At 51.0% G+C, this 18,655-nt stretch carries 16 protein-coding genes; 5 read left to right on the forward strand and 11 right to left on the reverse strand.

Annotated elements, in window-relative coordinates; all coding sequences use genetic code 11:
* The first annotated feature begins 200 nt into the window (after positions 1-200).
* Together ACW9SV_RS04745 and ACW9SV_RS04750 are read left to right on the forward strand one after the other, a co-directional pair.
* Positions 201-788 carry a hypothetical protein gene (locus ACW9SV_RS04745; protein WP_479555590.1) on the forward strand — a complete coding sequence of 196 codons (588 nt, stop codon included), beginning with the start codon at positions 201-203 and terminating at the stop codon, positions 786-788.
* 57 nt (positions 789-845) lie between these two features.
* Complete coding sequence (locus ACW9SV_RS04750; RefSeq protein ID WP_479555591.1) at positions 846-1,229, forward strand: SRPBCC domain-containing protein; 384 nt, start codon at positions 846-848, stop codon at positions 1,227-1,229.
* A 94-nt stretch (positions 1,230-1,323) separates the two neighbouring features.
* On the opposite strand, the gene ACW9SV_RS04755 is transcribed toward ACW9SV_RS04750, so the two are convergent.
* Positions 1,324-2,718, reverse strand: coding sequence for a SusD/RagB family nutrient-binding outer membrane lipoprotein (locus ACW9SV_RS04755; protein WP_479555592.1), 1,395 nt, complete (start codon positions 2,716-2,718; stop codon positions 1,324-1,326).
* An 11-nt stretch (positions 2,719-2,729) separates the two neighbouring features.
* Positions 2,730-5,927, reverse strand: a complete 3,198-nt coding sequence (locus ACW9SV_RS04760; RefSeq protein ID WP_479555593.1) for a SusC/RagA family TonB-linked outer membrane protein — start codon at positions 5,925-5,927, stop codon at positions 2,730-2,732.
* Positions 5,928-6,364: 437 nt separating this feature from the next.
* Between ACW9SV_RS04760 and ACW9SV_RS04765 the strand changes: the two genes are divergently transcribed.
* Entirely contained in the window at positions 6,365-7,942 is a 1,578-nt protein-coding gene (locus ACW9SV_RS04765) for a PQQ-dependent sugar dehydrogenase (protein WP_479555594.1), read from the forward strand.
* Positions 7,943-7,949: 7 nt separating this feature from the next.
* Here the strand turns inward: ACW9SV_RS04765 and ACW9SV_RS04770 are convergent, their stop codons facing one another.
* The 9 genes from ACW9SV_RS04770 to ACW9SV_RS04810 all read right to left on the reverse strand — a co-directional run bounded on the left by ACW9SV_RS04770 (position 7,950) and on the right by ACW9SV_RS04810 (position 15,752).
* On the reverse strand, positions 7,950-8,558 hold the full coding sequence (locus ACW9SV_RS04770) for a 5-formyltetrahydrofolate cyclo-ligase (RefSeq protein WP_479555595.1): 609 nt from the start codon (positions 8,556-8,558) through the stop codon (positions 7,950-7,952).
* 3 nt (positions 8,559-8,561) lie between these two features.
* Complete coding sequence (gene bshC, locus ACW9SV_RS04775) at positions 8,562-10,118, reverse strand: bacillithiol biosynthesis cysteine-adding enzyme BshC (protein ID WP_479555596.1); 1,557 nt, start codon at positions 10,116-10,118, stop codon at positions 8,562-8,564.
* A gap of 300 nt (positions 10,119-10,418) precedes the next feature.
* Entirely contained in the window at positions 10,419-11,786 is a 1,368-nt protein-coding gene (gene rimO / locus ACW9SV_RS04780; RefSeq protein ID WP_479555597.1) for a 30S ribosomal protein S12 methylthiotransferase RimO, read from the reverse strand.
* 144 nt (positions 11,787-11,930) lie between these two features.
* Complete coding sequence (gene ftsY / locus ACW9SV_RS04785; RefSeq protein WP_479555598.1) at positions 11,931-12,890, reverse strand: signal recognition particle-docking protein FtsY; 960 nt, start codon at positions 12,888-12,890, stop codon at positions 11,931-11,933.
* 111 nt (positions 12,891-13,001) lie between these two features.
* Positions 13,002-13,154: a DUF4295 domain-containing protein gene (locus ACW9SV_RS04790; RefSeq protein WP_071887815.1), complete on the reverse strand. Its 153-nt coding sequence runs from the start codon at positions 13,152-13,154 to the stop codon at positions 13,002-13,004.
* Positions 13,155-13,156: 2 nt separating this feature from the next.
* Positions 13,157-13,345 carry a 50S ribosomal protein L33 gene (rpmG, locus tag ACW9SV_RS04795; RefSeq protein WP_062543030.1) on the reverse strand — a complete coding sequence of 63 codons (189 nt, stop codon included), beginning with the start codon at positions 13,343-13,345 and terminating at the stop codon, positions 13,157-13,159.
* Positions 13,346-13,575: 230 nt separating this feature from the next.
* On the reverse strand, positions 13,576-15,159 hold the full coding sequence (locus tag ACW9SV_RS04800; protein WP_479555599.1) for an aminopeptidase P N-terminal domain-containing protein: 1,584 nt from the start codon (positions 15,157-15,159) through the stop codon (positions 13,576-13,578).
* Positions 15,160-15,204: 45 nt separating this feature from the next.
* Positions 15,205-15,444, reverse strand: coding sequence for a 50S ribosomal protein L28 (gene rpmB, locus ACW9SV_RS04805; RefSeq protein WP_479555600.1), 240 nt, complete (start codon positions 15,442-15,444; stop codon positions 15,205-15,207).
* 110 nt (positions 15,445-15,554) lie between these two features.
* Positions 15,555-15,752, reverse strand: coding sequence for a DUF5522 domain-containing protein (locus tag ACW9SV_RS04810; RefSeq protein ID WP_479555601.1), 198 nt, complete (start codon positions 15,750-15,752; stop codon positions 15,555-15,557).
* A 245-nt stretch (positions 15,753-15,997) separates the two neighbouring features.
* Here ACW9SV_RS04810 and rocD point away from each other — a divergent pair, with 245 nt between their 5' ends.
* Both rocD and hemB read left to right on the forward strand, forming a co-directional pair.
* Positions 15,998-17,239: an ornithine--oxo-acid transaminase gene (gene rocD / locus ACW9SV_RS04815; RefSeq protein WP_479555602.1), complete on the forward strand. Its 1,242-nt coding sequence runs from the start codon at positions 15,998-16,000 to the stop codon at positions 17,237-17,239.
* 318 nt (positions 17,240-17,557) lie between these two features.
* Positions 17,558-18,538 (forward strand): porphobilinogen synthase, encoded by a 981-nt coding sequence (gene hemB / locus ACW9SV_RS04820; RefSeq protein WP_479555603.1) that lies wholly within the window; start codon positions 17,558-17,560, stop codon positions 18,536-18,538.
* Positions 18,539-18,655: the final 117 nt, after the last annotated feature.

Raw genomic sequence — 18,655 nt, forward strand, 5'->3', positions numbered from 1 at the left:
GCCGCAGCCCGTTAAGGGCTGCGGCTTTTTTCATGCCCCAAAATTGGCCTTTTCCAAAACCATTTACACCCTATTTTTCCTTTCGAAGGAGATTGAAAAAAATAGCTCTTAAACGGATTACACCTTCAGGTGCACTTAAAACAAAGCTCTTCCTTCCGGCAAGCAATCCTTTTATATAGAACTTTCCGTATAAAGCATCTATGAAAAAACTGCTGTGCCTGTTACCCTTTATCTGCTTTCTCTCTTCCTGCTCCCGAGACAATACCACCCAGTACGAGACTAACCCATCGGTAGAGCAGGTGGTGAATGAGGCGCCTGCGGTTCCGTTTACTAGTTTCGCTTCTGAGTTACCCCCATTGACGTTACCGTTCAAGGCTACCTGCTCTTTTGACTACACCTTAGGCCCCAGGTTAGATACCACTGCCGCCAGTGCCTACCTGAAACCACATGAACTGCCTTATCGGCGTTTCTCGGTGAACAAAGATGTCATTGCCCTGCTCCTACTTTTTCCCGCCGATGAGACCTTGCCCAGAATCAGGACCTACAATCCGGAAGGCAAACAACTGGATGAGCAGGACCTGAAAGTTTCTCCCTGCGGAGAAGAGCCGGGCATCAAGCACAGTGAGCAGTACACCATCCAGAAAGACTTTACCATTGTGCACATTGACAGCACCACCCGTTGGCAGTTTGACGCCGAATACAATGAAATGCCTAATACGCGCAAACTCTCCGTGGTCCGGAAACTATTCCGGATCTCGCCGGCCGGGGATATCTCAGAAATAAAGTAGTAGAAAGAGGCACCAGAAACTTTCCGGAGTTTTTACCTTCGCCCAACTGATGAACCTATGAAAGACTTTAAGAAATATTACCTGCTGCCCGCCACCCCAGAGGAAGTATACATTGCCCTCACCAACCCCATCACCCTGGAGATCTGGACCGGTGACAAGGCCGAGATGTCTACCCAATCCGGTTCTGAGTTCTCGCTCTGGGAAGGCAGCATTGTGGGCAAGAACCTGGAGTTTGAGGAAAACAAGAAGATAGTGCAGCAGTGGTATTTTGAAGGCGAGCCAGAAGACTCCATTGTCACCATTAAACTGCACCCGCACAAGCAAGGCTGCTCCATGGAGGTAAAGCAAACCAACATCCCCGACGAAGCTTACCAAGACATCTCTGAAGGATGGGACGAGAGCTATGCCGGGGCTTTGCTGTCATTTTTTGAAGAACAGTAATAAAGCAGATAGAAGTCTTATTTCTGTTTTTAGCTTAGTTACATAAAAAAGGCCGGTTTTTACCGGCCTTTTCCTATTGATTCTTTTCTCATATTTAGTTTTTGTCCCACCAAACTTTTCCGTACAATCCATCTGTACCGCCAATTCTTTGTAGCGCAGCGGAATAGTTAGCGGCGTTGATGGAGGCCTCATTGGCCGGATACATCAGTCTTAAAGGAACTGCTTTTCCTCCTGGGGCCACCAGGTTATCAGGGTAGCCGGTTCTTCTCCATTCGGCCCAGGCTTCATACCCGTGCATGAACAGATGGATATAGCGTTGGGTTGCTATTTGCTCCAGGGCTTTGGCTGGATCATACGCAATCTCTGGTTTAGCCAGGAAGGCATTTACTCCTGCGTCGCTTCCGGTCCACTGCATGATGGATTGTTTGATGGCTTCCTTGTAGTTGGCCTGAGCTTCTGCGTCACTACCCGGTATCCAGCCCAACTTAGCGGCCTCAGCCTTGGCGAACAACGCCTGGGCGTAGGTTACCAGGCAAATAGGAGCATCTTGGGCATAGATTGCCGTACCTAACAAAGAAAAGTCATTGGTATTCATGCCTTGGGTTCTACCAAACTCAAGACCGATATATTCTTTGTTCAATCTGGTGGGTTGAGCGAAAACAGGCAGACGAGGATCGGCGACGGGCTTCATTTCCTCTACTAGCGTTTGGGTTAAAGCCCACCACTCCCGGTTTTGGTTTACCACCTGGCTGTACCAGTAGCTTTGGTTGTTGGCGTCCTTCAGGTGTTTAAACACCAGATTGTCTGCGTTAGAAGTCATGATCCCTGCCGTCAGCGCTTTGTTGAATTCCTCCTGTCCTTTGGTGGGGTTCACTTCAGACAAGCGCAGGGCCATCAATAGCCGGATGGTGTTGCCCAGCTTTTTCCAGCGGGTCATGTTACCTCCGTACACAATGTCATTGCTGATGTTACCGGCTACAATTTGCTTATCTGCCTCGTCTAAGAGCAGGAACAAGCTGTTGTAGATAGACTCCTGGGTGTCATAGGCTGGCGTGAAATTAGCCGAGCCTTGAAGCGCCTGGGTGTACGGCACGTCACCCCACCGGTCGGTGATGTTCCAGAAGTAATATGCCTTCAGAATTTTGGCCACTGCCAGCTGATTGGCAACCGGCCCCTCGTTTCCGTTCAGGTTTTCCGGATGATCCAGAATGGTCTGCAAGTTCATCAGAGGTCCCTGATACCAGCCGTAGAAACTGGTGGCACCCTCGGGGTACAGAGAGGCAGTTACATATTGGGTCTCGGCGAGGTATTGGGCCAGGAACTCCCCGTTAGGAGAAGAGCTCAGGTCTGGTAACGAAAGGGCTGCGTTGGAGATCAGTTGGGTACCCGATGCTTGGCTTGGAGCGTTGGGGTTCACGTTCAGCTCATCCAAATCAGTACAGCTTCCTAAGGCAAAGCAGGCGATAACGGCTAAATATAGTTTCTTCATGGAAGTACAAATTAGAAGGTAATGTTTAAGTTAACTCCGTAGGAGCGAACAGTATTCAACTGGCCAGACTCATACCAGCTGATGTCTTGGCTACCGGTGGAAAGCTCTGAAGGATCCAGTCCTTTAGGGGCTTTCTGCCAGATCATGGCTGGGTTACGGGCTATCAGGGCCAGGCCTACTTTCTCAAAAGGCAGTTTGCCTAGCAGGCTTTTGTCCAAGGTGTAGCCAATGCGTACTTCTCTCAGTTTCACGTAAGAAGCATCGTACAGCCAGTCATCATAGATTCTTCTGCCGGTGGTACCGTACAAGGTCTGCGGGTTCACATAAACGGTCACTTCCTGACCGCTTACGTCTACGCCGTTCACTTTCACACCCGGGCCATACACCCCATCCACTCTAACGCCGCCGCCTTCAGAGACTGCATCGCGCACGTTCTTGCCTTTGTCGTTCATGGCTACGGTGAGCGGGTCAAGACCGGTTCTTACGGCCAGCATTTTAGAGCGGCTGAAGAACTGACCGCCTACCTGGTAATCAATCATGGCGGCTACATCAAATTTCCAGAGACGGAAGGTGTTCTGGAAACCACCGGTGAACTCTGGTAATACCGTACCAAAGTCATGGGTAGCGGTCGTGTACAATGGCACGCCGTTAGCCCCTAACAGGATTTTTCCACTCGCCTCGTCACGCTGATAGGTCTGCCCCACCAGGCTTCCGAAGGTTTTTCCTTTGTAGGCATACAGGTAGCTGGAGGTGCTGGAGTAAGTGGTCGAGCCCAACAACAAGGCATCAATCCCAGGAACCAGCTCTATGATCTTGTTCCGGTTCCGGTTCAGGTTCAAGGTCGCATCCCAGGCAAATCTGTTGGTCTGGATAGGGCTACCAGTTAAGGTAAGCTCAATCCCTTTGTTTTCAATTAAACCGGCGTTGATGATGGTAGAGGCATAACCGCTAGCCCCAGATACATCCAGGTTGAAGATCTCGTTTTTATTTCTTTGCTGGTAGTAAGTGAAGTCAACGCCCAATCTGTCCTGGAAGAACTTCAGGTCAATACCCGCCTCATAGCCCCGCACGAAAGCTGGTTTGATGTTAGGGTTGTTAAGCGTATTAGGCACTCCAATCGTGTTCACACCATTGTAGTTCCCGCCAACGCCATAGAAGAAGGACGTGCTGTAAAGCGGCACATCAGAACCGGCCTCGGCGTAGCTCACTCTCAGTTTACCGAAAGAAAGCGGATTCCACTCTAAAAGCTCACTAAACACGAAGGAACCCGACACTGATGGATACCAATAAGGATCTGGCAATGTAGAAGAATGGTCTCTTCTCAAGGAAGCATCCACAAAATACGTGTCTCTGAAGCCCAAAGACACCATGCCGTACGCACTCTGGATCTGTTTTCTGTTCAAAGAAGAAGTGGTGGAAGGACGGTCAACAGAGGCAGCTATGTTATAGAAGCCAGGCGAGGAAAGTCCGCCTACGGTGGCCATGAACACGTTGGTTCTTTTCCAGTCAAACAGGTTAGCTCCCAGGTTGGCGTTCAAAGAGAAGTCACCCCACTCTTTGCTGTACTGGGCCAGGAACTCGTAGTTAGATTCACGGTTCTGGTATTTTCCTACAGAATAGCCAGGAACACCCGTTCCGCCAAAGGCGCTTCTGCCCTCAATGTTCTGGGTGTAAGTATCGGTGCGGAGGAAGCCGCTGAGGGTTAACTCAGGCAACACTTTGTAGGTAAGCCCCACATCACCGAACACGCGGTCTCTGCTGTCAGTGGTGGTGTTCTCGTAGGCCTCAAAGTACGGGTTGTTCCAGTACAGCGGCTTAAAGTTGGTGATCTCGCCGGTAGTGGTGCTTGGGCGGTTCAGGTTCCAGTTCAGGAAGGTGCCGTCTGCATATTTGTAGTTTTTGAGCCGGTTCATGTCTACGTTGCGCTGAAACCACTGCCCTAAATAGCGTGAACCATCCTCAGACCCTTGGGCAGGACGCTGCGCACTGTTGGTGGCATAGTTGATATTGGTAGACACACTCAGCTTCTCGGTAAGGGACACCCCTAGGCTAAGCCCCAGGTTGTTCCGTCTCAGCCAGGTGTTGGGCTCCACGCCTTCAATTCTGGTATCGTTGAAGCTTAACCGGTAATTGGTTTTCTCTGTACCCCCCGAGATGCTTACCCCGTTATTAAGGTTGGTGCCGGTTTCAAAGTAATCTTTGATGTTGTCTGGATGCGCCACAAATGGCGTTAACTGGCCATATTCCGGATCTTGAGGGTAAAAGCTGAAGACCTGGCGCACCAGGGTACCATCCATCTTTGGGCCCCAGCTCTCATCCACTGACATATCTACGTACTTCTGGCCATTAGGCAGGGTCCTCCAGGTTTGGCTGCTTCCACCACCGTACATGTTCTGGTAGGGCATGATGTTGCCCACCCGTTCCACAGAGAAAGCTGAGTTTAACTGCACCGTGATCTTGTCGGCTCCTTTTTTGCCTTTTTTAGTTGTGATCATGATCACCCCAAACTGTCCTCTGATCCCGTACAGGGCAGAGGCCGCCGGACCTTTGAGTACGTTGATAGATTCTATGTCCTCAGGGTTGATGTCCTGGCCCAGGTTACCAAAATCCACCCCGGAGCTTCCGGCATAGTTGGCGTTGGAGATGGGGGTTCCGTCAACTACCAGCAAGGGCTCTCCCCCACCAGTTACCGAGTTCACGCCCCGCACTTTGATTTTCTGGGTACCGCCCATGCTGGCTCCGGAAGAACCCGTCACCTGCACCCCGGCCACTTTACCGGCCAGTGAACCCAGCACGTTTTGCTCTTTGGTAAAGGTCAGGTTCTCCCCACTTACCTCCTGGGTAGAGTAGCCCAGCGAGCGCTCGCTCCGCTGTATACCCAAGGCGGTCACTACTACTTCTCCTAACTGTTGGTTGTCAGTAGAAAGGGAGATGTTGAGCGAAGACTGTCCTGCTACCGGTACTTCCCTGGTCAGGTAGCCTAAATAACTAAGCACCAAAATAGCGTTGTCATCAGCTACGCGGATTCTGAAATTACCCTCTGCATCGGTGGAGGTTCCGTTGGTCGTGCCTTTGACAACCACGCTGACCCCGGCCAGGCCGCTTCCGTCGTCTGAGGCAGTTACCTTGCCACTGATTTCCCGTTGCTGCGCAAAGACGATGCTTAGCGAGGAAAGCAGTGCCATCAAAAGAAGTAATGTTTTTTTCATGCGTTAAGTGGGTTTAAGTAGGTGAGAAATTATGATGGAGGAATGAGTTACAGTTGCCGTAAATTGATACCGGAGTATATTCATAAAATCAAATATCTCCTAAAGTATCCTTTAAATAATTATTATTTTTTTCAACCTAATGTACCTTTCACAAAAAGACATGGCAAGAGCTATGACTTTTTATGAAAAGTTAAAATCATTACTTAGGTAAACTTTCCTATACTTCCTCACCCTTGGTAAAGACCACTAAAAAAGAGCCCCGTCCTTTACCCCTGTTTTCTAAAAAACAAGCATAAAGGACAGGGCTCTTCTCGTTTTTTCGGTTTCGGTTTTTGGCTACAAGTGTGTATAGAACCTATCCTTGGATGAGCACAAAATTCACGTCACCGTTTTTGGCCAAGCCTCGTTAACCAAGAAATATGCAGCCTTGAACCTCTATGAAAAACAACTACTTAGCCGTTCTTTTTTGTCTGATATCTTCCTTCTGCTGGGCCCAAGCTACTCCGCCGGGTGCCACCGAACGGGTGCAGGTCACGGTGCCCCAGAACATGCGCAGTTCCCCTTTCAATACAGAGCGCTTTGTCTCTGTACCCAGAAACTTTTCCGTTGCGGTGTATGCCCGGGTGGCAGGTGCCCGGTTTATGGCCATTGCGCCTAATGGAGATCTGTTGGTTTCGGTGCCGGGACAAGGTCGGGTGAAACTGGTTCGGCCTAGCGCCACCGGAAGCCCACATATCACCGACTTTGTGACGGGGTTGGCCCGACCCCATGATTTGGTTTTCCACGAGATCAACGGCACCACTTACCTGTACATCTCGGAGAAAAACAAAGTTAGCCGCTATACTTACCAAGCAGGAGACTTGACTGGCCGCAACCGCGAGGTCCTTATGGACAACCTGCCGGATGCCAGCCTCCCGGAACTGAACGGAAACTACGGGCACGAGCTCAAGAACATTGCTCTGGACTCAAAGCACAACTTGTACGTGTCCATCGCCTCTACCTGTAACGCCTGCCTCTCAGATACCCAAAGTGATCCTATCCGAGGAGCCATTTACGTGTATGATGCCGAGGGGAAAAACAGGCGACTTTTTGCGCAAGGCCTGCGAAACGCCGAGGGGCTTGCCTTTATCCCGGGCACTGACCAGTTATGGGTCACTGTGAACAACCGCGACCAAATCCGCTACCCTTTCAATGACGCCACTGGCAACTACGGCAAAATTGTCTCCAGTTACGTGGACAACAACCCTCCTGAGGAATTCACCAAAGTGCGGGATGGCGGCAACTACGGCTGGCCCTTCTGCAATCCCCTCCTGAACCCAGGTCTTGATAACATGCCCTTTGCGCCCGATTATGAACTCAACCGAAACAACACCGTCAACTGTGACAACATGGATAGGATCTCGAAGGGGATAGCGGCGCACTCGGCTCCGTTGGGCTTCATCTTTTCCCAAGGCACCAAGATGGCGGCTCCTTATGACAACGGCGCCATCATTGCCCTGCACGGCTCCTGGAACCGAACCAAGAAAACCGGATACAAGGTGATTTACTTTCCCTGGAACACCGAGACGCAAACCCCAGGCACCCAGATTTCCCTCATGGACCACATCCTGAACGAAGATTCTACCAGTTCCTGGGCTAGACCCGTTGACGTGGCGATTGATCTGCAAGGCAACTTGCTGGTATCGGATGACCAGAGTGGCACCATCTTTAAAATGTCTTACAAAGACCCGCTCTTAGCCTCAGACAACCTGCCTCCGGGGCACACCGTTACTGTAGGACCAAGCCCTGCCCCCACTAGCACAGTGGTTACTCTTCAGGTTCCTTCCTCTATGAAAGCGGATCTTACCCTAGTCACCCCCCAGGGAGAGAAAGTGTGGGCAACCTCCCGCAACCTGGCAAGCGGAACTTCCAAAGTCACGGTGGAAACTGCGCATTTAGCGGCGGGGATGTACGTTCTGCAGGTAGTAACGCCTTCGTTTAAGGTCACCAGAAAAGTGCTGGTCCGGAAGGAATAGAAGTGAGTTAGCGGGTGTGGCTTCTGGCGGATGAAGAGTTTTGCCCTTGAAAGGTCCAGACCTGATCAGGGGTGATCACGGCATCCAAGGTCAAGTCATTGCTGTGCACATCGTCAATGATGTCAATAGGCGGCTCTAGGGAAAGCCCAAGCTTTTGGCTTGCTATGGGCAAAAGGGCCAGGAAACGGTCATAGAATCCCTTACCATACCCCACTCGGTGGCCTTTTTCATCAAAAGCCAACAAAGGAACCAGCACGATGTCTATCTCTGACTCCGGAATAGGCAAAGCATTGACAGGCTCTGAAATACCCCATTTGCTTTCCTGGAACTGGGTGTCTGGTGTAATAAGGAAATGGGTCATGGAAAAGTCAACCGCATTGGCCACCGGCACGGCTACCTGCACCTGCAGTTGCCATAACCGCCGGATGATGTACCACGTGTTGATTTCCTGCTGCTGCTGAATGGGCAGGAACGTGTGGATCGTTTGGCCCGCCTGCACATCAAATTGGGAGAAGAAGAGATCGGTAATCTTTTCACTGCAAGCCTCCACCTCTTCCGCCGGGTATTGGCGGCGCTTAAGGGAATATTCCCTCCTGAGATCCGCTTTCAAGGCCATGGTTTAGTCCTCCTGAAGTAGGGTGAAGCAATACGCGAATGGTTCAAAGGCCGCAACCAACTCCTGGATGAAGTTGGGGTTGTTGGTTTGATACGTCAGCAGATTGTCTACCCGTTCCTGCAATACCCCGGTCGGGAAGAGTTTCTCCTTAAGGTTTGCCAATTGGTTATACGCGGTATCGTTTTTGTTTTCTACGGCCTTGCCTAGTTTCTTTTCCAGCATCTGCAGGCTGTTCTGAACTTTCTGGGCCTCCGCTCCCACGGCTTTCACCAACGTAGGATCAATGGACTGGGCCATTTCCTCTAACTGCCGGAAAACCTCTTCCAGTGCTGTCCGCTGGGGCGTCAGGTTGACTTCCTGCTGGTTCAGAAGCTCAGCAAGGCGTTTCTTCAGCTCGGGCATCTCCCCAAACATCTCGGTTATGGTAAACCCGAGCTTCTCCAGGCGTTGGGCATTGGCTTTGGTGATGTACAGCGCGGAATTCCGCAGCATTACGGCTGGGTAAGGTACCCCAAATGCCTCAAACATGCCTTTTAACTGAAACCAGTACGCCACCTCGGCTCCGCCGCCAATGTAGGCCAAGTTGGGTAATACCAGTTCCTGGTACAAAGGGCGCAGCACCACATTGGGGCTGAACTTTTCAGGTTGCTCCTGTGCCAAGGCTAAGATCTGCTCTTGCGTGAAAACCAGGTCGGTGTTCAGGACTTTGTATTGGCCGTCTTCCTGCACAATGCGCTCGCGCAGATTTTGATCCAGGTAGAACAGGTTGATTTCGCGCACCATCACTTGGGGCTTGTAGTGCTTCTCCAGGGCGGCATTGGTCTTAGAAACCTCGGTAAATCCTACCTGCTCCTTTAGCTCCCGCTGCACAACGGGACTAAACGTTTTCTTCAGGGTTGGGCTGTCACCATCTACGCATACCACGCCGTATTCCCCAAACAGAACGTTCACAATGTGCCGCATGGCTTCCGCCAGGGTGCTACACTCGGTGTACGCCTGCTCAAACAGGGGATAACTTTCCGGCATTTCATCCAGCAGTTCATTTAAACCAGCCGTTGCGAATCGTCCCACGGCTCCTTTGGCATCACTCTCCCAGGTATAGTTCTTCCCGAAGAGCGTGAAATGGTTTACCTCGGCAAAGTCATGGTCTTCGGTGGCCATCCAGTACACGGGCACAAACTTCTGGGCGGGGTACGCCTTCTGCAGCTCCCGTGCCGTGTTGATGGTAGTAATAATCTTATAGACAAAGTAGAGCGGACCCGTGAACAAGTTCAACTGGTGGCCCGTGGTGACCGTGAACGTTTGTTCCTGCGCTAATGCGGCCAAGTTTGCCTGCACCGCCTCCGATACTTCCACGCCTTGGTATTGACGGGTTAGCTCCTGCACCAGCACCTGCCGCTGTTCCGCAGGAAAATTGCGCTCCTTTATAAGAGCCGGAAAGGAGCTGATTTCTGGAAAATGGGCGTAAAAGGGCTGCAGCTTGGCATCCTTCCGCAGGTAATCCAGCACAAGCGAGGAGAAGGCACCAGTGGCGCTATAGTCAATACAGGAAACTTTCATAACGAAGGTATAAGTGGCATTAAGCACACCAACCGTGCAAAGGTAAAATCTATTTTCAGAATAATACCCGTAGTACGTTTCTGAGTTCCCCTTGACTGGTGTCGTGCAGGAAACTACAGATACTACTTTAGTTTGTTTTAGCCGAAGATAAGATGAAAGAATTCCTATTTTAAGGCCCTTTGTGTAAAAACAGACCTGAAATGCATAGTTTCCGTACTAGCACCAGAGCTATATAAAAAGAAAGCCCCCACAGGTTTTGAAAACCTGTGGGGGCTTGTTGGCTCCTTTTAGAGCTATTTTCTAAGAAACAGACGGTAAATGCGCGGAAGCTTCTTTCTCTGCCGGAGCGTAGTTATTGGTAACCACCTCGCCGTACAGGTCAAAGTCAGAAGAATCGGTGATTTTCACTTGGGCAAAGTCGCCGAGGCGTACGTAGGTGCTGTCGGCTGGTACTAGAACTTCATTGTCCACTTCTGGAGAATCATACTGGGTACGGCCTACAAAATAACCGCTTTCCTTACGGTCGAAGAGCACTTTGTAGGTGTTACCCACTTTAGCTTCGTTCATCTCCATGGAAATCCCTTGCTGCAGTTCCATGATGGCATCGGCACGCTCTTGTTTTACCTCATCCGGCACATTGTCTTCCAACGTATGGGAATGCGTGTTTTCTTCGTGCGAATAGGTGAAGATGCCCAGACGGTCAAATCTTGTTTCTTCCACCCATTGGTACATCTCCTCAAAGTCTTTCTGGGTCTCGCCAGGGTGACCAGCAATCAAGGTAGTTCTCAGAGCAATGTCCGGTACACGCTGACGGATGGTGTCTACCAACTCCAACGTACGACGTTTGGAGATACCACGGCGCATGGTCTTGAGCATGTTGTCTGAGATGTGCTGCAACGGCATGTCCAGGTACTTGCAAATGTTCTCACGCTCTACCATTACATCCAAGGCATCCATCGGGAACTGAGATGGATAAGCGTACTGCATCCTGATCCACTCAATCCCGTTCACGTCTGACAAACGCTGTAACAACTCGGCTAACTTGCGCTCACCGTAGTGCTGTAGACCGTAGTAAGTTAAGTCTTGCGCAATAAGAATGAGTTCTTTGGTACCCATGTTGGCGAGGCGAGTGGCTTCTTTCACCAGGCTCTCCATAGGACGATCCACGTGCTTTCCGCGCATCAAGGGGATGGCGCAGAATGAGCAAGGACGGTTACATCCTTCGGCAATCTTGAAGTAAGCGTAGTGCTTGGGCGTAGTCAACAAGCGCTCACCAATAAGTTCGTGCTTGTAATCGGCCTCTAAGGTTTTCAGCAATTGCGGCAACTCCAGGGTCCCGAAGTAAGCGTCCACCTGCGGGATCTCGGCTTCTAAAGAATCTTTGTAGCGCTGAGAAAGGCAACCGGTAACATAGAGTTTGTCAATAGCGCCCGCTTCTTTGGCATCGGCGTAGCGCAGAATAGTGTCAATAGATTCCTGCTTGGCATTATCAATGAAGCCGCAGGTATTCACGATGATGATGTTAGCGTCATCTTTCTCTGAATCGTGCACCACCTGACGGTCGTTGGCGCGCAACTGGCCCATGAGCACTTCAGAGTCTACTAGGTTCTTGGAGCAACCTAGGGTGATAACGTTGTATTTGTCTTGTTTAAGCGATCTTACTTTCACGTGCCTGTCTTAGGTAATCTGTGTTATGGGGTGCAACAACCAAAACGAGGTATTTGGTTTACTTTGCGCCTATAAAATATGAAAGCCATTCTGGTGCCTGGTTGCCTTGCAGCAAACCAATGCCTCAAAATGGCTACATTCCCTCTATTTCTTGGAGAACAAGGAATCTACGAACTCGCGCTTGTCAAATACCTGAAGGTCCTCCACACGCTCGCCTACGCCAATGTATTTCACCGGAATCTTGAATTCGTCTGAAATCCCGATGATCACGCCGCCTTTGGCTGTTCCGTCCAGTTTAGTTACTGCCAGAGCGGTTACTTCGGTGGCTTTGGTGAATTCGCGGGCCTGGATCACGGCGTTCTGGCCAGTGCTACCATCCAACACCAACAATACTTCCTGTGGGGCGTCTTCAATCACTTTCTGCATCACGCGCTTGATTTTGGAGAGCTCGTTCATGAGGCCCACTTTGGTATGCAGACGACCGGCGGTGTCAATGATCACCACATCGGCGTTCATCTCCACGCCCTTTCTAACAGCGTCATACGCCACGGAGGCTGGGTCGGTGTTCATGCCATGGTCAATCACCGGAATGCCTACGCGGTCACCCCAGATTTTGAGTTGATCCACGGCGGCGGCTCTAAACGTATCACCAGCACCCAACACTACTTTCTTACCAGCTTTGTGGAACTGAGAGGCCAGCTTTCCAATGGTAGTGGTCTTACCCACACCATTCACGCCTACCACCATGATCACGTACGGTTTCCCGCCGGTGTCAGGAAGGGTAAAATCAGCGGCTACGCCTCCTTTGTTCTCCTCCATCAAATCAGCGATCTCTTCGCGTAGGATGCGGTCCAGGTCTGAGGTGCCCACGTATTTGTCACGGGCTACGCGCTTTTCAATGCGGTCAATGATCTTGACGGTGGTCCCAATTCCTACATCGGCGTGTACCAGAACCGTCTCCAGCTCATCCAATACTTCTTCATCCACCTTAGACTTGCCCACTACAGCTTTGCTGAGTTGGTCAAAGAAGGAGGTCTTGGTTTTCTCCAGACCTTTGTCCAGAGATTCTTTTTTGTCTTTACTGAAGAAACCGAAAAGTGCCATAGCGGTCTAAGGTACTATTGGATGTAAGAATTATTAAAAATGAGAATATACCAAAAAAGTCCCGCGTATGGAGGGACTTTTACAGGTATATCATCAATGCGATATCGGCAATTATTTCTTGAGGGCGTCTTGCACTTGGTCAATCGGCACCATCTCTTCTCTGAAGGTGTATGCGCCAGTCTTAGGAGACTTAACAGCTTTGATCACCTTTGCCCAGTCCTTACCAGTGGCGGTCTTCAGGGTTGCTACTACTTTCTTAGCCATGGTTATTTAATTTCTTTATGTACAGTAACTTTCTTCATGAACGGATTGAACTTCTTCATCTCCAAACGCTCAGGAGTGTTCTTTCTGTTTTTGGTAGTGATATACCGAGACATGCCAGGTACGCCGGAGTTTTTCTGCTCAGTGCACTCCAAAATCACCTGAACTCTATTGCCTTTAGCTTTCTTTGCCATCGCGAAGTTGATTTTTATTTAGGACTGCAAATATACGAGGCCAGTCCTGTAATTACAAATGCTTTTCTACTTTTTTACTTTGTGTATCACGTAGTTTGTGCCTAAACACCCTCTTCGTTTGACTTCCCTAAGTTGAAGCGTCGTGCTTTAGTTCCTTTAGAGCTTGTTTTCTGTAAAACGGTTCCAAAACCCCTTCTGACCTTGGCACTTGCTTTTAGCAACCGATACCCTTACTTCAACTCAGGTAGCTTGAAATTATCCAAAGGGCTGGGCTTAGCCATGGCCGCCTCAATATCCTTAACGGTGCGAGGCGCGCCGACGGACAGGTTCTCCCAGCCTTTCTCCGTAATCAGGATATCATCCTCAATCCGGACTCCTATGCCCCACCACTTCTTGTCACACGGGCTGCCTTCCGGAATGTAGATACCTGGCTCTACCGTGATCACCGTGTTGGACTTGAAAGGGCCATAGGTACCTCTGTCATGCACATCCAACCCCAGATAGTGCGACACCCCGTGCATGGTGTAGCGGCGCGCTTCCTCGGCTTTCTTGATGATGCCTAGTTTGATCAACCCCTCGGCTAAAACAGCCTGGGCCGCTACGTTGGGCGCGCTGAACGCATTCCCCACCTTGCACTCTTTGAAACCGGCTTCCTGGGCGGCGTATACCAGCTCATAAATCTGTTTCTGCTCTGCCGTGAACTTGCCGTTGGCGGGAATAGTGCGGGTCACATCGGCGGTGTAGCCGTGGTACTCTGCCCCCAAATCCATCAAGACCAAATCATTGCCCAGCTTCGGTTTCTCGTTTTCTATGTAATGCAGGATACAGCCATTGTTGCCTCCGCCCACAATAGACGGATAGCCCTCGTACTCAGCCCCATATTTCTTGTACACAAACTCATGGATGCCCTGCACCTCCATCTCAGACATGTTAGGATGCATGGCTTTCATCACCTCCAATTGCCCTATGGCAGACATGCCGATGGCCTTACGGAGAAGCTTCATCTCTTCAGGGGATTTTGACTCCCGCATTTCAGCCAACATACTTTCCAGCGCAGACAGGTCAAACTTCTCTTTGGGCATGTTGGCCACCAAGGCAGCACGGGCAGGGGCATCTTTGGCCGCCAGATAGCTTTTCAGGAACGCATTGTTGCTCAAGGCCGGATTAACTCCCATTTGGCGCTGCACCTCTTGCCTCACCCTATCACCTGACTGGGCATCATATTGCCGGATGATCTGATAGAGTTCCTGGTGGGCGAAATCCTGCGTGGGGGCAACTCCTATTTTCTGCCGGAACTGCGCCACCAAGTCATACAGATCGGCTTTGTCTCCGGGATCGTTCCTCAGGTCAGCAGGTAGGTTCAGAAACAGAATCTGCTCAAATGCGGCTGTGTCTAGCTTGAAGTTGGCGAAGGCTGTGGCTGGCAGGGCAGGCGTTAAGCCAAGATGCTGCTTTACACCTTTCTCACCTAGGCGCTTACCAGTCCAGGACTCACGCTGTGGGTTGCGGGGCTGTGCAAACAGCAGTTCCTCAGTGGCCACCCCGTTTATGACCTGTTGGTCTGAAAACAGGAGTAAAACGGAGTTGGGCTCACGGTAGCCGGTAAGGTAATAGAAGTCAGGATCTTGGTGGAAATTAAAGTCCACGTCATTAGCCCGATTCCTCAAGGGGTTAGAAAACAAAACGGCAACGGAGTTGGCCGGCAGCTTTTGCCGCAGGGCCTCTCTCCGTTGCCGGTGAAATTCTTTATCCAGGAAATCAGCAGGTTTGTCCGGGCCAGTGTTTTGCGCGGTCACCCCTATCGGCAGCGACACAAGCAATGTAAAACATAGGTGTCGCAGGGCCTTCATGGCAAAAGTCTAGTAAACGATGAAGCCGTCTTCTTTGGCTTTCTTCAATACTGAAGAGATACCGTTCTTAGTAATGTTGCGCAGGGCAGACGTAGAAACTTTCAGGGTTACCCAAGCATCTTCTTCTGGGATGTAGAAGCGCTTCTTCTGTAAGTTAGGGTAGAATCTACGCTTGGTTTTATTGTTGGCGTGCGAAACGCGGTTACCCACCTGCACTCTTTTACCGGTTAAATCACAAACTCGTGCCATTGTATCGTTAGTATCGTTTATTACAAAAGGGATGCAAATATCCGCAAAAAGTTATGGAATGTCAACCCTTTCCCGCAACTTTTTTCTTTAATGTGTTCTTCAAAAGTGTTTTACCCGGCTTCATCGGCATTTTTGCTTCCATCTGCTGGGGCAGATTTCGCGTTTTTCCGGTATCCGTAAGGGCAGTGCTTACACCCGCTTTGGCAGCAATACCCGCGCCGGAGGTGGTACTGCTGGGTGAAAACCATCAACCCCTGCTCGTTGAAATAAAAGTCACCGGGCTCCAGCGGCAGCGGTTTTGGCTTCATGCCACAAAGATACAAGACAGCTGCTCTGGATAAAAAGGAATTTCACCCCTCCTTCTGATTTAGGACTTTTTCCCTCTAAATGGCCCTAAAAAGCATCTTACTTTTGGCTTAGGCCTGCCTTTGGCTGCCGTTTAGCTTCCCATTCAAGACTTTTCTTTACTTTTATCTCTGGAAGCGGTTCCTCCGTAAATACAGAATTAAGGAATACCGCTCGTCCTTTCCTTTCACCTTAAATGTACTACCACATGAATACTTCCACTGTTACCTCCAGCCAAGAGGCTATTGCCTTAGAAGATAAATACGGAGCCCACAATTACCACCCCTTACCGGTGGTGCTGAGCCGCGGCGAAGGCGTGTTTCTCTGGGACGTGGAAGGCAACCGGTACTATGACTTCCTTTCGGCCTACAGCGCCGTGAACCAAGGGCATTGCCATCCGCGCATCATTGGCGCCCTTACCGAGCAGGCGCAACAGCTAACCCTTACCTCCCGCGCGTTTTACAATGACAAGCTAGGCCCTACAGAAAAATACCTGGCAGAGCTCTTTGGCTATGACAAAGCACTGATGATGAACTCCGGGGCCGAGGCCGTGGAGACTGCGTTGAAATTGGCCCGCAAGTGGGGCTACAAAGAAAAAGGCATTCCGCCACACGAGGCCGAGATCCTGGTGGTAGAGCATAACTTCCACGGGCGCACCACCGGCATCATCTCTTTCTCCACCGATCCCAGCAGCACCGTGGGCTTCGGGCCATACATGCCGGGTTACAAAGTACTACCATACGACAACCTGGAGGCGCTGGAAAGAGCCCTGCAGGAAAATGCCCACATCTGCGCCTTCATGGTGGAGCCTATCCAGGGCGAAGCTGGTGTGGTGGTTCCGTCAGACGGATACCTCAGCGGCGCCAAAGCCCTTTGCGAGAAATACAACGTGCTCCTGATCATTGACGAGATCCAGACGGGTGTTGGCCGCACCGGGAAACTTTTAGCCTCTCACTACGATGGCGTGAAGCCCGATATTCTGATTTTGGGCAAGGCACTTTCGGGAGGGGTTCTGCCAGTTTCTGCCGCCCTTGCCGATGACCGTATTATGCTTTGCATCCAGCCGGGCGAACACGGCTCTACCTTTGGGGGCAACCCACTGGCCTGCGCGGTGGCGGTAGCTGCTTTAGACGTGGTACAGGACGAGAACCTAACTGAGAATGCCATGCGCCTGGGGGAAATCTTCCGCGCGCGGATGAACGAGCTGAAAGCCCGTCACCCCGAACTGGTGAGCTTGGTGCGCGGCCGCGGACTGCTTAACGCCGTGATCATCCAACCTACCCCAGACGGCCGTACCGCCTGGGATGTCTGCGTGAAATTGATGGAGAACGGCCTACTGGCCAAGCCCACCCACGGCGACATCATCCGCTTCGCGCCCCCATTGGTGATCACCGAAGAGCAATTGAACGCTTGCTGCGACATCATTGAGAAGACACTAGCGGAGTTCTAGTAATTTAAAATATGTCTTGAAAGGCTACCTTAAGGCAACTTGAGGTAGCCTTTTGTTTTTCGCCTTCTTTTAGAAAACCGGGCAGCAAAAGAAGCCAGCTTCAAGCCTGTTTTCCCAAAACAAGACTTGAAGCTGGCCCTTGCCTAGATCAAAGTAAAACATAGCATCTGATTCTCTGGTGCCGTACCTTTGCGCCCGAGCAGAGAAAGAGCCCCGTAGAATTTCTTCCAGGCATAACACTTTTTCAGCAGCTCATTTGTTGTATCAGCAGCAGGCCCGCTCCAGACAGGAACCGCTTGCTTAACCCTAAACGCTGCTATGAACCATTTAACCCGCCGGCCTCGCCGGAACCGTAAATCAGATGTCATCCGCAATCTGGTACAGGAAAATCACCTCGCTTTACACGATTTAATCTTCCCCATATTTGTTACCGAAGGCCAGAATGTGCAGCAAGCCATTCCGTCTATGCCCGGCATCTCCCGCTTTAGCTTAGACCGCTTGGTAGATGAAGTGGGCCAATGCGTGGAACTAGGCATTAAGGCTTTTGCTCCTTTCCCTAACATCTCTGAGGAAAAGAAGGACCGGTTTGCGCAGGAAAGCAAGAACCCCGAAGGCCTTTTCCTGAAGACCATTTCTGAACTGAAGCGCCAATACCCCGGCATTGTGCTGGCGACCGATGTGGCCATGGACCCCTACAGCACCGACGGCCATGATGGCATTGTGGACAATGGCGAGATCATCAACGATGCCTCTTTGGAAGTACTGGGTCAGATGGCTTTGGCGCAGGCCCAGGCTGGCGCTGACATTGTGGCTCCATCTGACATGATGGACGGCCGTGTGGCGCACATCCGCCAGTTGCTGGACAAGCACGCCTTCTACAACGTGGCCATCATGAGCTACACTGCCAAGTACGCCAGCGGCTTCTACGGCCCGTTCCGCGATGCTCTGGAGTCTGCCCCCAAGCACGGAGATAAGAAAACGTACCAGATGAACCCCGCCAACAGCCGCGAGGCCCTTATTGAAGCCGAACTGGACACCTTAGAAGGCGCCGATTACCTCATGGTGAAGCCCGCCCTCTCTTACCTGGACGTGATCAAATCGCTCCGCGACAACTCCAACCTGCCTATTGCCGCCTACAACGTGAGCGGCGAGTACGCCATGGTGAAAGCTGCCGCCCAGAACGGTTGGTTAGACGGCGAGAAAATCATGCTGGAAACCCTGCTCAGCATGAAGCGGGCCGGCGCTGACATCATTCTCACCTACTTCGCGAAGGAGTTTGCCCAGTTCACAAAGCGCTAAGCCGTTTCCGCATCACTTTGCTTAAACTGCCCTGAAAACAGAAAGGGAGCCCGGCGGGCTCCCTTTCTGTTTTCTATACCAAATCCATCAACTAAACTCTTCTAACAAAGCTTGAGA

It is taken from the genome of Rufibacter sp. JT20002 (assembly GCF_056491185.1).

What these genes read in the sequence shown, in the direction of transcription:
- ACW9SV_RS04755 (WP_479555592.1), bottom strand. Translation starts at nt 2,718, where the DNA reads ATGAAGAAACTATATTTAGCCGTTATCGCCTGCTTTGCCTTAGGAAGC.
- ACW9SV_RS04760 (WP_479555593.1), bottom strand. Translation starts at nt 5,927, where the DNA reads ATGAAAAAAACATTACTTCTTTTGATGGCACTGCTTTCCTCGCTAAGC.
- rpmB (WP_479555600.1), bottom strand. Translation starts at nt 15,444, where the DNA reads ATGGCACGAGTTTGTGATTTAACCGGTAAAAGAGTGCAGGTGGGTAAC.
- bshC (WP_479555596.1), bottom strand. Translation starts at nt 10,118, where the DNA reads ATGAAAGTTTCCTGTATTGACTATAGCGCCACTGGTGCCTTCTCCTCG.
- ACW9SV_RS04750 (WP_479555591.1), top strand. Translation starts at nt 846, where the DNA reads ATGAAAGACTTTAAGAAATATTACCTGCTGCCCGCCACCCCAGAGGAA.
- ftsY (WP_479555598.1), bottom strand. Translation starts at nt 12,890, where the DNA reads ATGGCACTTTTCGGTTTCTTCAGTAAAGACAAAAAAGAATCTCTGGAC.
- rpmG (WP_062543030.1), bottom strand. Translation starts at nt 13,345, where the DNA reads ATGGCAAAGAAAGCTAAAGGCAATAGAGTTCAGGTGATTTTGGAGTGC.
- hemB (WP_479555603.1), top strand. Translation starts at nt 17,558, where the DNA reads ATGAACCATTTAACCCGCCGGCCTCGCCGGAACCGTAAATCAGATGTC.
- rocD (WP_479555602.1), top strand. Translation starts at nt 15,998, where the DNA reads ATGAATACTTCCACTGTTACCTCCAGCCAAGAGGCTATTGCCTTAGAA.
- ACW9SV_RS04790 (WP_071887815.1), bottom strand. Translation starts at nt 13,154, where the DNA reads ATGGCTAAGAAAGTAGTAGCAACCCTGAAGACCGCCACTGGTAAGGAC.
- ACW9SV_RS04745 (WP_479555590.1), top strand. Translation starts at nt 201, where the DNA reads ATGAAAAAACTGCTGTGCCTGTTACCCTTTATCTGCTTTCTCTCTTCC.
- ACW9SV_RS04810 (WP_479555601.1), bottom strand. Translation starts at nt 15,752, where the DNA reads ATGAAGCCAAAACCGCTGCCGCTGGAGCCCGGTGACTTTTATTTCAAC.
- ACW9SV_RS04770 (WP_479555595.1), bottom strand. Translation starts at nt 8,558, where the DNA reads ATGGCCTTGAAAGCGGATCTCAGGAGGGAATATTCCCTTAAGCGCCGC.
- ACW9SV_RS04765 (WP_479555594.1), top strand. Translation starts at nt 6,365, where the DNA reads ATGAAAAACAACTACTTAGCCGTTCTTTTTTGTCTGATATCTTCCTTC.